The organism is Cupriavidus sp. USMAHM13, from assembly GCF_001854285.1.
GTDB classification, from domain to species: Bacteria; Pseudomonadota; Gammaproteobacteria; order Burkholderiales; family Burkholderiaceae; genus Cupriavidus; species Cupriavidus malaysiensis.
Genome location: NZ_CP017752.1, coordinates 1,394,088 through 1,408,329 on the forward strand (window position 1 = coordinate 1,394,088; position 14,242 = coordinate 1,408,329).

General features: G+C 66.7%; 13 protein-coding genes. 3 read left to right on the forward strand and 10 right to left on the reverse strand.

Translation table 11 applies throughout. The annotated features are described in order from the left end of the window. Positions 1–46: 46 nt before the first annotated feature. On the forward strand, positions 47–1,312 hold the full coding sequence (locus BKK81_RS24560; RefSeq protein WP_071018467.1) for an ATP-grasp domain-containing protein: 1,266 nt from the start codon (positions 47–49) through the stop codon (positions 1,310–1,312). After that, positions 1,312–2,406 carry a 3-phosphoserine/phosphohydroxythreonine transaminase gene (gene serC / locus BKK81_RS24565; RefSeq protein ID WP_071018469.1) on the forward strand — a complete coding sequence of 365 codons (1,095 nt, stop codon included), beginning with the start codon at positions 1,312–1,314 and terminating at the stop codon, positions 2,404–2,406. Before BKK81_RS24560 ends, serC begins: the two co-directional genes overlap by 1 nt. 55 nt (positions 2,407–2,461) lie before the next feature. Here serC and BKK81_RS24570 read toward each other — a convergent pair whose 3' ends face one another. The 10 genes from BKK81_RS24570 to BKK81_RS24615 all read right to left on the reverse strand — a co-directional run bounded on the left by BKK81_RS24570 (position 2,462) and on the right by BKK81_RS24615 (position 13,154). Next, the gene (locus BKK81_RS24570; protein ID WP_071018471.1) at positions 2,462–3,397 is read right to left on the reverse strand and encodes an oxygenase MpaB family protein; all 936 of its coding nucleotides are present in this window, start codon (positions 3,395–3,397) and stop codon (positions 2,462–2,464) included. 53 nt (positions 3,398–3,450) lie between these two features. Beyond that, entirely contained in the window at positions 3,451–4,473 is a 1,023-nt protein-coding gene (locus tag BKK81_RS24575) for a cytochrome d ubiquinol oxidase subunit II (RefSeq protein ID WP_071018473.1), read from the reverse strand. Beyond that, positions 4,470–5,837: a cytochrome ubiquinol oxidase subunit I gene (locus BKK81_RS24580; RefSeq protein ID WP_071018475.1), complete on the reverse strand. Its 1,368-nt coding sequence runs from the start codon at positions 5,835–5,837 to the stop codon at positions 4,470–4,472. The genes BKK81_RS24575 and BKK81_RS24580 overlap by 4 nt, the downstream gene beginning before the upstream one ends. A gap of 13 nt (positions 5,838–5,850) precedes the next feature. Continuing rightward, positions 5,851–6,450, reverse strand: coding sequence for a GbsR/MarR family transcriptional regulator (locus BKK81_RS24585; RefSeq protein WP_071018477.1), 600 nt, complete (start codon positions 6,448–6,450; stop codon positions 5,851–5,853). Between the two features lie 390 nt (positions 6,451–6,840). Continuing rightward, entirely contained in the window at positions 6,841–7,953 is a 1,113-nt protein-coding gene (locus BKK81_RS24590; protein ID WP_071018479.1) for a porin, read from the reverse strand. A 44-nt stretch (positions 7,954–7,997) separates the two neighbouring features. Further along, positions 7,998–8,975: a Bug family tripartite tricarboxylate transporter substrate binding protein gene (locus tag BKK81_RS24595; RefSeq protein ID WP_071018481.1), complete on the reverse strand. Its 978-nt coding sequence runs from the start codon at positions 8,973–8,975 to the stop codon at positions 7,998–8,000. Between the two features lie 38 nt (positions 8,976–9,013). Continuing rightward, the gene (locus BKK81_RS24600) at positions 9,014–10,000 is read right to left on the reverse strand and encodes a cyclase family protein (protein ID WP_071018482.1); all 987 of its coding nucleotides are present in this window, start codon (positions 9,998–10,000) and stop codon (positions 9,014–9,016) included. Then, positions 9,997–11,229 carry a CaiB/BaiF CoA transferase family protein gene (locus BKK81_RS24605; RefSeq protein ID WP_071018484.1) on the reverse strand — a complete coding sequence of 411 codons (1,233 nt, stop codon included), beginning with the start codon at positions 11,227–11,229 and terminating at the stop codon, positions 9,997–9,999. Before BKK81_RS24605 ends, BKK81_RS24600 begins: the two co-directional genes overlap by 4 nt. A 70-nt stretch (positions 11,230–11,299) precedes the next feature. After that, positions 11,300–12,157: an HpcH/HpaI aldolase/citrate lyase family protein gene (locus BKK81_RS24610; RefSeq protein ID WP_231908208.1), complete on the reverse strand. Its 858-nt coding sequence runs from the start codon at positions 12,155–12,157 to the stop codon at positions 11,300–11,302. Positions 12,158–12,161: 4 nt separating this feature from the next. Further along, positions 12,162–13,154, reverse strand: a complete 993-nt coding sequence (locus tag BKK81_RS24615; protein WP_197524050.1) for a tripartite tricarboxylate transporter substrate binding protein — start codon at positions 13,152–13,154, stop codon at positions 12,162–12,164. A gap of 116 nt (positions 13,155–13,270) precedes the next feature. Here BKK81_RS24615 and BKK81_RS24620 point away from each other — a divergent pair, with 116 nt between their 5' ends. After that, the gene (locus BKK81_RS24620) at positions 13,271–14,146 is read left to right on the forward strand and encodes a LysR family transcriptional regulator (RefSeq protein ID WP_071018486.1); all 876 of its coding nucleotides are present in this window, start codon (positions 13,271–13,273) and stop codon (positions 14,144–14,146) included. Positions 14,147–14,242 lie beyond the last annotated feature (96 nt).

Sequence of the window (14,242 nt, forward strand, 5' to 3'; positions counted from 1 at the left end):
TTCCGCGCGGACCGCACCGACCGAACCCATAGGCAACCGGGCACCCATGACCCCCATCGAAACCGACGCTGTCGACCAGCGTCCGCCGCATTCGCCCGCATACCAGCCGCTCGGACTGGCCACGTTGCTGAGAAAAGCCGTAGCAGGCGAGGACCTGACACCGGTCGGCGCGCACCTGCTCGAGTACTGCCAGGCGCATGACGATCCGCAGGCCCTGCTGGACCTGGCCCTGGTACTCGAGATGAAGTATGAAAAGGATGCCGCCCTCGACGTCCAGAAACTCGCGCTCCATACCCGCACGCACTATCGCCTCAAGGAGGCGGTGGCACCGCGGCCCGTGCGTCTGCTGGCATTGAAGGCGCCGGGCGACCTGATGGCGAACACGCCGTTCGAGTGCCTGCTCGCCGGCGCGGACATCCAGGTCGAAGCGCTCTATGTCGACCCCGGCCTGGCGCCGCCCGCCGCCTTGCCCGAGCATGATGTCCTGCTGGTCGCCGCGTGCGCGCTGGATGCCAATGCCGGCGCGCTCGGACGGGCGGCCGAGCTGATCGCTGCCTCGGCGCGCCCGGTGCTCAACCGGCCCGAGCACATCGCCCTGACCACGCGCGAGGCCGCCTATGCCCTGCTGGGCAAGCTGCCCGGCATCGCCATGGCGCATACGGTCCGCGTCGGCCGCGAGCGCCTGCTGGCCGCCGCCAGGGGCGAGTGGAACCTGTCGCAGGAAGTCGACGGGCAGTATCCGTTCATCGTGCGTCCGGTCGGCTCCCACGCCGGCAAGGGCCTCGCGCGGGTGGCGGACGAGGCGGAACTGCGCCAGTACCTGGAAGGCGCCGAGGCCGATACGTTCTACGTGGCGCCGTTCATCGACTACAGCGGCGCGGACGGCCTCTTCCGCAAGTACCGCATCGTCCTGATCGACGGCGTGCCCTACGTCTGCCACATGGGTATCTCGCGCCACTGGATGGTCCACTATCCCTACGAGGAGATGATCGCCCACCCGGAGCGCAGGGAAGAAGAGGCCCGCTTCATGGCCGACTTCGATACCGGCTTCGCCGCCCGGCATCGCGACGCGCTGCAAGGCATCGCGGCGCAGTCGGGCCTCGACTATATCGGCTTCGATTGCGCGGAGGCGCCCGATGGCCGCCTGCTGGTCTTCGAGGTTGCCACCGCCATGGTCGTGCACGACATGGACGACCCCGCCACCTTCCCCCACAAGCCAGCGCAGATGCGCAAGGTATTCGAAGCGTTTGCCGGCATGCTGCTGCGCGCGGCATCCCGGTCCAGCCCTGAAACCAATCATCGCGACCACTGATGAACCCGAACCAGCTCAACTTCTCCGGCGGCCCCGGCGCGCTTCCCGAATCCGTCCTGGCGCACACCCGCCAGGCCATCGCGGCCTTGCCCGAGACCGGCATCTCCGTGCTGGGCATGAGCCACCGGTCCGAGTGGTTCCGCGACATCCTGCTCGAGGCGGAGAACAACCTGCGCCGCCTGCTCGGCCTGCCCGAGGACTATGCCGTCGTCTTCATGCAAGGCGGCAGCAGCCTCCAGTTCGCCATGATCCCGATGAACTTCGCCGGGGAGGGCTTCGGCCCGCCGGCCTACATCGATTCGGGCTACTGGAGCAAGCGGGCCTCGCTGGAAGCCGCGCGCGTGCGTCCGAGCCAGGTGGTCTGGGATGGTGCCGCGACGGGCTATCGCGAGCTGCCCTCGCTGGACCGGCTGGAGATCGATCCGGCGGCGGCCTACCTGCACTATGTGTCGAACGAGACGGTCGAGGGGCTGCAGTTCGCCGCGCCGGAGCGGATGGCGCCGGTGCCGCTGATCGCGGACATGTCGTCGGATTTCCTCTCCGCGCCGCTGCGCACGGATCGCTATTCCATGATCTACGCGCACGCGCAGAAGAACCTGGGGCCATCCGGCGTGACCGTCGCCATCGTCAAGCGCTCCTTGCTGGAGCGCATCCCCGCCGGCCTGCCGGCGATCCTGGATTTCAGGACGCACATCGCCAACGGCTCCAACTACAACACGCCGCCGGTGTTCGCCATCTATGTGCTGACGCTGGTCACGCGCTGGCTGCGCGACGAGATCGGCGGCCTGGAGGCGATGCAGCGCATCAACCAGCGCAAGTCGCGCATGCTGTACGAGACGCTGGAAAGCCTGGGCGACGCGGTCTCGATCCACGCGAGCCGGCCGTGGCGCTCGCAGATGAACGTGGCGTTCACCTTCGGCGATGCGCGGCTCGACCAGGCCTTCATGGCCGAGGCGCGCGAGCAGGGCATCGTCGGGCTTGAGGGGCACAGGTCGATCGGCGGCCTGCGCGCCTCGCTCTACAACGCGGTCACCGAAGGGGCGGTGCGGACGTTGACGCAGGCCATGGAGTCCTTCTGCCAGGCGCACGCCTGAACCTGCCCGGCCGCATTGCCGGCTGAGCGCCGCGGCCCTGCCGGGCGTGCCGGCGTCAGGATGCCGGCGGGCGTGCCGCGCGGCGCCGCGCCCGCGCGGCCAGTCCGGGGCCCAGCGCCCAGCGCAGCGCCGGCGCCAGCAGGTGCATGCCGGCCAGCGAGGCCGGGCGGCGCACCGAGGCGCCGTGCAGGCCCAGCTGCCGGCGCGCCCAGTCGGGCAGCAGGGCGATGCCGGCGTCCGCCATGATGCGCACGGCCGGCACCAGCAGCGGATTGGCCACCGGCATCTGCATCACCAGCCGCACCACTTCATGGGTGCGCTCGCTGGCTTCCAGCTGCGGCCGCATCGCCTGCAGGTAGTCGGCGATGGCGGCGCGCGTGCGCGGCACCCCGGTGGCGCCGAGTAATTCGGCGATACGCGCCTGCTCTGCGTAGTAGCTGTCCTGCTCGGCCACCGACAACGGTCCGACGTAGCGCAGGTAGGCGGCCAGGAAACTGGAGACTTCCGCCACGTGCACCCAGGTCAGCAGGGCGGGGTCGTCCGCCGCATAGGCACGGCCGTCGGGCGCGGTGCCGCGCACGCCGGCGTGGATGCGCCGCACGCGCTCGATCAGCGCCAGGGCATCGGCGCGGCTGCCATAGGTGGTGCCGGCGATGAACTGCGCGGTGCGTCCGAGGCGGCCCTGCATGTCGGTGCGGAAGGTGGAGAAGTCCCACACGCCGGCCAGCGCGAGCGGATGCAGCGTCTGCATCAGCAGCGCGCTGACACCGCCCGCCAGCATGGCGGGAAAATCCGCGTGCACCCGCCAGCAGAGCGCCGCCGGGCCGAACAGGCCGGGGTCGCCGGGCGGGTTGTCGTAGTCGAGGCTCAGGCCGGAATTGCTGCGTGTGAGCGCGCGCACCTGGGCGCCGGCGCGCTCGCGCAGCCGTGCCAGCAGGCGCGGCGCCAGGCCGTTGGCAAGGGAAGGGTCGGGACGGTGCAGGCCTTGCATCGAAGTCGGGGAAGGGCAGCCGGCCGGCCTCGCGGGCGGCCGGCTTCACATCTTCAATAATAATGCAGGTCGGTGGCCTTGCCCCAGAACACGCGGTAGGCGTAGACCGTGTAGCCGAGGATGGTGGGCAGCACCACGGCGGCGCCCACCAGGATCACACCCAGCGATTCCGGTGCGCTGGCGGCCTGCCAGATGTCGATGCGGTCGACCACCAGGAAGGGGAAGAGGCTGTAGGCCAGGCCGTTGAAGGCCATCAGGAAGATTGCGGCGGTCGCCGCGAACGGCACCCAGCACCAGCGCTCGTTGCCGGCGTCCAGCAGCGCCGGCATGCGGCGCAGCAGGCGGTCGACGATGACGAACAACGCCACCGTGACCAGCGGGACCGGGGCCAGCAGGATGAGGTTCGGCAGCGAGAACCACTTGTCGAAGATACGCTCGCTGACCAGCGGCGTCACCACCGAGACCGCGCTCACGCCCACCGCCGTCAGCCACAGGCTGCGCCGTGCCCAGTAGACCGCGCGCCGCTGCAGCCGGCCGCTGCTCTTCATCACCAGCCAGCCGGCGCCCAGCAGGCAGTAGCCCGCCACCAGGCACAGGCCCACCACCACGGCGAACAGCAGGTTGGGCAGGTCGTAGCGGAAGCCGGTGATGTACAGGCCCAGCATCAGTCCTTGCGAGAAGCCAGCCAGCAGAGAGCCGGCATAGAAGGCGGCATTCCACCACGGCTTGTGGTGGGCACGCGCCTTGACGCGGAAATCGAAAGCCACGCCGCGCAGGATCAGGCCGGCCAGCATCAGCGCCACCGGCAGGTAGAGGTTGGTCAGGATCACGCCGTGGGCGAGCGGGAAAGCGGTCAGCAGCAGGCCAACGCCCAGCACCAGCCAGGTCTCGTTGGCATCCCAGAAGGGGCCGATGGAGGCGATCATGGCGTCCTTCTCGGCGTCGTCGGCGCGGCGCAGCAGCACGCCGACGCCGAGGTCGTAGCCGTCGAGGATCACGTAGATCAGCATGGACAGGCCCATCAGGGCGAGGAATACCACCGGCATCCAGCCGGAGGCCTGGCTCAGGTCGGTCATTGCGCGCTCCGGAAGTGGCTGGGCATCATGCCGCGGGGAATATCGGCCTGCGCGTCGGCCTCGCCGGCCTTGCGCGCCAGGTAGAACACCACCGAGACATAGGCCGCGATCAGCGCCGCGTAGAGCGTCAGGTACATCACCAGGGTGCTGCCGATCATGGTGGCCGGCACCTTGGAGGCGGCCTGCGCGGTGGTCAGCACGCCGTACACGAGATAGGGCTGGCGGCCGACCTCGGTGACGTACCAGCCGGCCACCAGCGCCACCCAGCCCGAGAAGGTCATGGCCATCAGCGCGCGCGCCAGCCAGCGGCGCGGCTCGCGTCCGCGCCGGGTCTGCCAGGCGGCCAGCCAGGACACCGCCAGCATCAGCAGGCCCATCCCCACCATGATGCGGAAGGCGAAGAACACCGGCGCCACCGGCGGATGGCGCTCGCCGAAAGCGTCGAGGCCCCGGATCTCGCCATCGAGGCTGTGCGTCAGGTAGAGCGAGGCCAGCTTGGGAATGGCGATCTCGAAGTCGTTGCTGCGCGTGCTGGCGTCGGGCAGGCCGAACAGCACCGCCGGGGCGCCCTTCCCGGTCTTCCAGATGCCTTCCATCGCCGCCAGCTTGGCCGGCTGGTGGTGCAGCGTGTTGAGTCCGTGCAGGTCGCCGGCGACGATCTGCAGCGGGATCAGCACCGCCGCCAGCACGACGCCGGTGCGCAGCGTGGAACGGACCTCGGGCGCGCGGTCGCCGCGCAGCCAGCGGTAGGCCGAGATGCCCGCCACCAGGAAGGCCACGGTCAGGCCCGAGGCCAGCAGCATGTGGACCAGGCGATAGGGGAAGGACGGGTTGAAGACTACCGCCAGCCAGTCGGTGGCGTGGGCGCGCCCGTCGATCATCTCGAAGCCCGCCGGGGTCTGCATCCAGGAGTTCAGTGCCAGGATCCAGAAGGCCGACAGCGTGGTGCCGCCGGCCACCAGCAGCGTGGCGACGGTGTGCACGCGGTTGCTGACGCGCCGCGTGCCGAACAGCATGATGCCGAGGAAGGTGGCCTCGAGGAAGAAAGCCGTCAGCACCTCATAGGCCAGCAACGGACCGGCGATATTGCCGACCGTCTCCATGTAGCCGGGCCAGTTGGTGCCGAACTGGAAGCTCATGGTGATGCCGCTGACCACACCGAGCGCGAAGGTCAGCGCGAAGACCTTGACCCAGAAGCGGTAGGCGGCCATCCAGCGCGCGTCGCCGGTCTTGTTGAAACGCAGCTTGAAGAACAGCAGGACCCACGCCAGCGAGATGCTGATGGTGGGGAAGAGGATGTGGAAGGTGATGTTGGCGCCGAACTGCACGCGCGCCAGCATGACCGGGTCGAGCTCGGAAAACATGGGGGGCGACTCCTTACTGCTTGCTACGGGAAGACTTGCCGCTGCCGGCCGCGCGCGTGGCTTTGCCGCCAAGGGCGCCGCTCAGCTTGTCCTTGGCCTCGAGCAGCCGCGTCACGCGCGAACCCAGGCGCATCAGCTTTTCCAGCGTGGCGACATCCAGCCTCTGCATGTCGCCGAACCAGCTCGTCACCAGCAGGATCAACTGGTACATCTCGGTCATGCGCTGTTGCGCATGGCGGTCGTCGGGGTCGGCGGGGGATTCGAGCTGCACCTCGCGCAGCATCGACAAGGTGGGGTCGATCTCACGCCGGCGGCGCTCCTCCGCCAGCGTGCGGAAGATGGCCCAGACATCGTCCGGCGCGGAGAAATACTCGCGGCGGTCGCCGGGCTGGTGGCTCAGCTTGACCAGGTGCCAGGACTCCAGCTCCTTCAGCCCGATGCTGACGTTGGAGCGGGAAAAGCCCAGGGCCTCGGCGATCTGGTCGGCATTGAGCGGCCGCGCGGCGGTGAACAGCAGCGCGTAGATCTGGCCGACAGTGCGGTTGATACCCCAGCGGCTTCCCATCTCGCCGAAATGCAGGACGAAGCGCTGGACCAGGGGCGATAGCTGCATGATTGTCTGTTTTGAATTTTTAGTAATTTATGAAAGTTTAGTGGGGAATGCGGATTGCTGCACTGCATATGGGCGGGGTGGGACAAGATGTCGCGGGTGTCGCGTCCCACATGCCACGTCCCACAGTTAGCGGGTTTTATCTCGGCAGTGCGGGCTCCGATGCGCTTCGGCGCGGCGGCGAAAGGTCAACCCGTCTAGGAGGCTGGTGTGCATCTCGGTCGGCTGTTCCGCACGATCTTCCTCATCGATGCTTCCACCGATCCTCTGTTCCACCATGAGATGCAGCATGCATGCCTTGAGCCGCGGCGAGGCGGCTCACACGTTCCAGCGAGCCGTGCGACGAGTACGCGGAACTCAGCGCCTACAGACGGTGCTGGCGACGCGCTGGCATCAGAACCGGTGGCGCAGGCCGATCGCCACGCCCATCATGCTGTTCTTGCCGGCGGCAAGGTAATAGCCGTTGGCAAAGTTGATTGCGGAAGTGTCAAAGTTCAGTCCGGAGTGCCTGGCATAGGCGGTGGTGAGATAGACATCCGTACGTTTTGAGAAGGCATAGTCCGCAATAAACGAAAGCTGCCACGGATTCTTGACGTTTGTACCGGCCAGGTTCTTCACGTCGTCATAGTAGTAGCCGAGCGTCAGCGTGAGGGCAGAGGCTGCCTTGTAGTTGATGCCGACCCAGTAGTAGTCATCCCGCAAGAGGATTGCATCGGTGGCGCTCTTGTTCAGCCCCCAGCGATATCCGCCCATGATTTTTGCCGGACCCGCCTCGTAGCTGGCCGCGACGGCGAACTTCCTGAAGCTGCCGGTTGCGCCCGTCGTGGCGGAAAGCGTAGGGTTGTACTGGTCATAGACGGCGGTCGCGCCGAACGATCCCTCGGCATAACTGAGCGCTCCACCATAGCCTGTGTCGCGACGGAACTGGCCGGCAACTTCGCCGGCACCTGCGGCACCGTTTCCGAAGGACCAGTAGGCGTTGGCGGTCAGCCCGCCAAAGCTGCCGACATACTTCACGACATTGTCGGAGCGGTAGTTCAAACCGAGCTGAAGGCCGAGAGGCTCGTACTGAGAGCCGTACTTGGTCGGGGAGAAATCCGATAAGGCGTTGAAAATCGAGGTGTACTGGCGCCCGAACGTGACCGTGCCGATGCCGTTGCGCTGCAGGCCGACATAGGCTTGACGGCCAAAGAGACGCCCACCTTGCTGCATCCTGCCGTCGTCGCTTGAAAAGCCGCTTTCCAGCACAAAGAGGGACTTCATGCCGTCGCCCAGATCTTCGGTGCCCCGCAGACCCCAGCGCGAGCCGGACAGCCCGCCGGAGGCCATGGCGAACCTGTTGCGAGATGGGCCAGGGAATCCTTGCTGAGTGGGTGGGATTGCCGAGAAATTGCTGACGTACTCGATATTGGTGTCGACGAGCCCGTACAGCGTGACATTCGATTGCGCGACCGCCTGCCCCGAGGCGGCGCCCAGCAAGGTTAAGAGTCCAAGCTTCTTCTTCATTACACATGCCTCCTGAGTATTTTGTTCTTGGTATTGCTGCGGCACTACTGAACCTCTACTCCCGTTCGTCTGGCCACTTCGGCCCATTTCTTCTTTTCCTCCCTGACGAACGACTCGAACTCCAGCCTGCCCGCTCCGGCACGCGCGAAGCCGAGGCGCTGGAATTGCGCCATCACTTCAGGCCTCTCCAGCACTTTGCTGATCTCCGCGTGCAGCCGGTCCACGATTGCCGCCGGCGTTCCGGCTGGCGCGGCGATGCCGATCCAGCCCACTGCCTCGGCGCCGGCAAAGCCGGCTTCAGCCAAAACCGGGGTGTTTGGCAGGAATGGCGAGCGCCTCGGCGCTGCCACGCCGAGCGGCCGCAGCTTGCCCGATCGCACAAGCGTCAGCGAGCCGGGAACCGTGTCGTACACCGCGGCGATTGTCCCGCCGAGCAGCTGTGTCGTTGCCTCGGTATTGCCCTTGAAGGGCACATGGTTCAGTTTGATGCCGCCATGCATCGCCAGCGATTCCATGGCCAGTTGACTCGTGGTGCCGGTCGATCCATAGGCAAGCTCGCCCGGCCTGGCCTTGGCCGCGTTGATGAAGTCGGCCAAGGTCCTGTAGGGCGAGTCGGCGCGAACCAGAAGGACTTGCGGCGTCGTGGCCAGACTGGCGACGTACACGAAGTCCTTGATCGGCTCATAAGGTACCTTCCGGAACACCGCCGGCGTGATCACCAGCGGGCCACTGCTCGCGATCAGCAATGTGTAGCCGTCAGGCGCCGCCTTGGCTACGGCGTCAGTGCCGATCATTCCGCCCGCGCCCAGCCTGTTCTCGACCACTATCGGCTGGCCAAGGGCAGTGGCAAGTCCCTGAGCCACCGTCCGCCCGATGACGTCGGCAGCCTGGCCGGGGGCCGCCGGACTCACGAGCCGGATCGGCTTGCCGGGCCACGCTGGCTGTGCGTGCAGGAGGGCAGGCACGAGTGCCGCCGCACCGACCAGAAAAGCAGTCAGCAGCCTGAATTGGGTACGTTGCATGAGGTAGCTCCGACGAATGATGGACGAATCGCCGGCTGTCACACGGTGGCGACCGGCGTAGCGGGCGACCCGGCGGCCCCCGGCAGCCGCAGCGGCGGGGCCGTCAGCAGAAAGCGATAACGTTGGTGGGCGTGCAACCATCGGGCGAGCGGGGTGAGGTGCCACAACTCGCCGAGATGCACGCCTCGCTTGAACAAGCAGTGTTCGTGGAGCGGCAGCAGTGGCCCGGAATAGCCAGCCTCCGGCGCGGCGGGCCGCGCTTCGACCGCGACGTTGTCGGCAGCAAGCACAGCGATGCGTGTTGCGGAAATCCATTCGTGCAATTGCCGATCGGAGCCGTCCAGCACAGGGCAGGCCTGCGCGAGATCCTCGGCCGTCCGCGGCGCTCCATCCAGCAGCAGTTGCGCGAAACCGGTGTGCAAACAAACCATGTCGCCCGGCTCCACCACGATGCCGTCGATGTCGAGGATGCGGGCGAGCTTCTCGTAGCCCACCTGCACGCGCGCCGTGCCGAAGTGCCGGTGCAGGTCGATCATCACCCCGCGGCCCTGCACACCCGTCGCAGCCATGTGCTCGATCCCGAGGGCGGATAAGCCAATGTCGGCTGGCGGCCAGCCGTTGTAGTAGCGGATCTCTGGCTCGCCGTCACCGTCCGCATCGAACAAGGCACCGACGTGCGCCAGGGCGTCCCACTGTGTTGAAAACTGCGTGTAGAGCGTAACCCTGTCGTCGCATACCACGTCGGTCAGACCGGCATGCAGGTCGCGGGCGCACTGGTTGTAGCGCGGACGACCGTCGCGGAGCGCCGCGGCGAGACTCGGCGGATGCCGGCTCGCATTGAGCCGTGGACCCTTGTCCAGTGGCAGCGACAGGCAGAAGGCGATGCCATCCGTCGCTTCCTCCAGGGCGCGCCGTCTTCGTTCCGGGGTAATCTCATTCAACTGGCCTAGCCGGTCGTCGGGGCCATAGTCGCCCCAATTGGAGTGATCGGGCCGGAAGCGCCAACGGGTCTGGGTGGTATTCATGCTGACGCCTGGGCAGGTTGATGCATGCTGGTCGTTCCTTGCCGCTCCAGGGCTTCGATCTCCGCTGGCTCGAAGCCAAATGAGGCGAGCACGGTTCGCGTGTGCTGGCCCAACGTCGGCGAGGCAAAGGGGGCGGGGCAGGGCGTGGCGCCAAACTCGATCGGGTTCTTGAAGCCCAGGAACGAGCCCACCGTCGGGTGCTCGTAGCGATGCACCAGGTCCTGGGCCAGAACCTGCGGATGGCTGAACATTGCGCTGACCGATCGGGCGGCTGCGCACGGCACCTCGCTGCCAAAGACGGCTTCCCACTCCAGGGCGCTGCGTGCCAGCAGGGCCTCGCGGATGGCCGGCACGATTTCGCTGGCGCGCTCCGCACGCTTGCGGATACTGTCGTAGCGATCGTCGTCGCCCAAGGCTGGCAGCCCCAGCAGGCGGCACAGTGACTTCCAGAAATGCGGCGTATTGGCCGAAATGTAGAGCCAGCCATCGCGGGTCGGATGCAAGCCTGTCACGCCCCCCGAACCAAACTCTCTGCCGGCGTCGAGCGGCTCGCTGTCAGCCCACACGAAACGCCCGGCCTGCATCGCCAGCGCACTACGCATCAGCGAAGCACCGACGTACTGGCCGCAGCCAGTGTGTTCGCGGGCATAGAGTGCCGATACGATGCCGAATGCAGCCATGCAAGCGGTGTAGTAGTCGACGATCGACCCCATCAGCAGTTGCGGTGGCTCGTTCCGTACTGCGCCCTGCGCTTCAGACAAGCCCGTCATGGTCTGCAGCACCTGGTCGTAGCCCGCATGGTCTTTCAGCGGCCCGGACTCGCCGTAGCCCGTCACGGCGCAGTAGACCAGGCGGGGATGGTCAGTGCTCAGGCACGCATATGAGATGCCCAGCCTGGCCGGCACGCCGGGGCGGAAGTTGTGTACCAGCACGTCAGACTGCCGGATCAGGCGCTTCAGCGCCGCCAGCCCATCGGGGTGCTTCAGGTCGAGTACGATGCCTTCCTTGCTGCGGTTGTTTCCAACGAAGCCACGTGCCTCCGGCTTGAGTGTCGAAGGGTAGTGGCGCACATTGTCTCCTCCCGGCGGTTCGATCTTGATGACCCGCGCGCCGAGGTCGGCCAGCAGAGTACAGCCGTAAGGGCCTGCCAGATAGGCGCTGAGATCGAGCACGGTGATGCCCGCGAGCGGGCCGCCACGGCCCGTCGTGTACTGGGATGGACATGACATGATGGGGTTCCGGATAGGGCGATAAGGCGATAAGGCGATAAGGCGATAAGGCGATAAGGCGATAAGGCGCTCAGACTGGCGCTCTCGCGAGCAGGCGTTGGGCCAGCCGCAACAGCGGCTCGTCCACCATCTGTCCATCGACAAGAAAGGCGCCTTGGCCGGGGTCGTCAACATGACCTGCGGCCTCGACGATCTTGCGGGCCCAGGCCATCTCGTCACCGCCCGGCGTGAACGCCGCGTTGACGGTGGCAACCTGGCGCGGATGGATGCAAGATTTGCCTGTAAAGCCGAAGGCCCGCGCGTTGCGCGCCTCGCGCTCAAGGCCGGCCGTGTCGCGTACGTCAGCGAAGGCACCGTCATAGCAGGGAATGCCTGCCTGCGCGGCCGCAACCGAGACCGTCATGCGGACATGGTCACGGGCAGCCGCGTTGTTGCGGTCGATGCCGCACGCCAGGAACAGGTCGCCGAAGCCCACCTGCAGGCCCGCGACGCGCGGATGCGCGCTGGCAAGCTGAGCGGCCCGGGCCAGCGCAGCAGGCGTTTCGATGTTGATCAGCAGGCCGATGGGCGAAAGGATGCCGCGCTGGTGCTCCAGAACATCCAGCGCGGCCGCTGCCATGAGGATCGCGTCGGGCTGCTCGACTTTCGGCAGATTGATCTGCACGACAGACGGCAGGGCCACCGCCTCCAGGTTCTGCCGCCAGTGGTCGCCGCCCACGGCATTGATCCGCACGATCAGCGGCGGGCTCACCGAGCGCCTGACGGATTGCAGGTACAGGCTGGCGGCTCGCTGCGCGTCGTCCTTGCCGGCTTTGGTCACGGCGTCCTCGAGGTCGATGCAGACGGCGTCCGCACCGCTGGCCAGTGCCTTGCCGGCCAGATCAAGCCGGGTGGCAGGCAGGAACAGCTTGCTGCGCATATATTCCATGTTTTCACTCCGCCCGGATGTCGGCTTTCTGGGCGAGCTGGCGGAACCGCTGCAGCTCGGTGGCAAGAATCCGGCTGAACTCCGCGGAACCCATTGGTGCCAGGCTCGCGCCTTCGGCGTCGAAGGCGGCACGCAGGGCGGGGTCCTTCAGTGCCAGCGCGACCTCAGTGCCGAGCAGGTCGATCAGAGCCTGCGGCGTGCCTGCCGGCGCGAGCACGCCAGACCAGGCGTCGAAGGTGAATCCCGGCGCGCCGGCCGACGCCGCGATCGGCAATCCCGGCAGTTGCGGCGCTGCGCTTTCCCCCGTCACTGCCAGTGCGCGTACGCGCCCGCTCTTCACCTGCGCCATGGTGGAAGGGACGCTGCCCAGCACGATGTCGACGTGGCCGCCGGCCAGGTCTTGCATGGCAGGTGTCATGCCACGATAGGGCACATGCGTCAGCCTGATGCCGGCGCTCTCGGCAAAGGCTTCCGTGGCGAAGTGGTTGATGCTGCCGATACCCGAGCTGCCATAACTGAGCTTGCCAGGATGGGTCCTGGCTTGCGCAATCAGATCCTGAAGCGTCTTTGCCAATACGTGTTTGCCGACCGTGATCACGAACTGAGCACGGCTGACACGCGCCACCGGCACGAAATCCTTCAGTGGATCGTACACAGGGCGCGCCCGGAGCACCGATGCCGTCAGGAAGGACGAGGATGCATAGAGCAGCGTGTATCCGTCCGGCGCGGCCCTGGCGACATGCTCGGCGCCCAGCGTACCGCTGGCGCCAGACCGGTTGTCCACCACGACCGGCTGACCCAACGCATCGCTCAGCTTCCTGGCCAGCAGCCGGGCGGCATTGTCATTGGAACCCCCTGCGGGATAGGGCACCACCAGGGTCAGCGGCCGGGACGGAAATTTGCCAGCGGCAGGCTGGGCGCCGCCCGCACCGGTACTCATCACCATGGCCGCGCAGAGCGCCGCGGCCCCACGGTGCCAGCGCAAATGGGGTGTCAATGCTGTCTCCTTCGATTCTGTTCTTGTGTCGCCCTTGTCATGGGCTGCATCAGATCTTAAGCTTCGTGAGCCTAAAGGAAGCTGATTTTTCATTGATCACAAAGTGAGAAAACCTTATGAAGCTCGACATGTTGAATACGCTGACGGCGGTGGTCGAGAGCGGCAGCTTCGTGGCGGCCGCCGAGAGGGTTAGCCTCACGCCGAGCGCGGTCAGCTTGCAGATCAAGCAAGTGGAGCAATACTTCGGACATCCTTTGTTCGACCGCTCCGGCGCCTCCGTCACGCCTACGCCGTTCGGGCTCGAGACGGCGGCCGTGGTGAAGGAAGCCATGGCGGCGATCGAGGCGATGCGTTCGCGACGCAGCCCAGGTATCGAGGGAATCCTGCGGCTGGGCCTGATTCCAAGTGCGCTGGTCAGCGCCGGGCCTGTCGCCTTGCAGAAGCTGCGCCAGCAGTATCCCGGCCTGGAGATCCGGCTCACATCCGCGCCCTCGGCCACACTGCTGGACGATCTGAGAGGCGGCCGCATCGACGCTGCGCTCCTCGTGCGGCCGCTGTCGGGCGGATCATCACGGCTGCATTGGCGCGATCTCGCGCGCGAGGTCTTCGCGCTGCTTGCACCGCATGGCTCCACTGCGCGCTCGCCTGCCGAAGCGCTGGCCATGCACGGATGGATACGCTATCACCGCGGCATCACCGGCGGCAGAATTGCCGCCGACTTCGTGCGCCAGATCGCGCCCAATGCCAAAGCCGTTGCGGAGATCGAGTCCACGGACGCGATCGTTGCCATGGTTGCCGGAGGCATGGGCGCCACCGTGATACCACGGCCGCGGCAGCAGTTGCGGGCCGCCTATCCGCTGCGGGAGATGAACCTGGGAAAGGAGGCGCCCTGGCGGCAACTGGCTTTCTGTCGGATCGAGAGCGGGCACGGCGCCCGTGCTTTCGATGCCGTGGTACGGGCGTTTGAGGATGCCTATGCGCGGGTGAGATAAGGAGCCTGACGTCAGCGGCGCCTTGGTCTGCCCGGCAGGTGTCTCCAGCAGGAGGGAGTCCGCCGTTCACCGGCGCGCGGGACGGGTCCGGCGGAT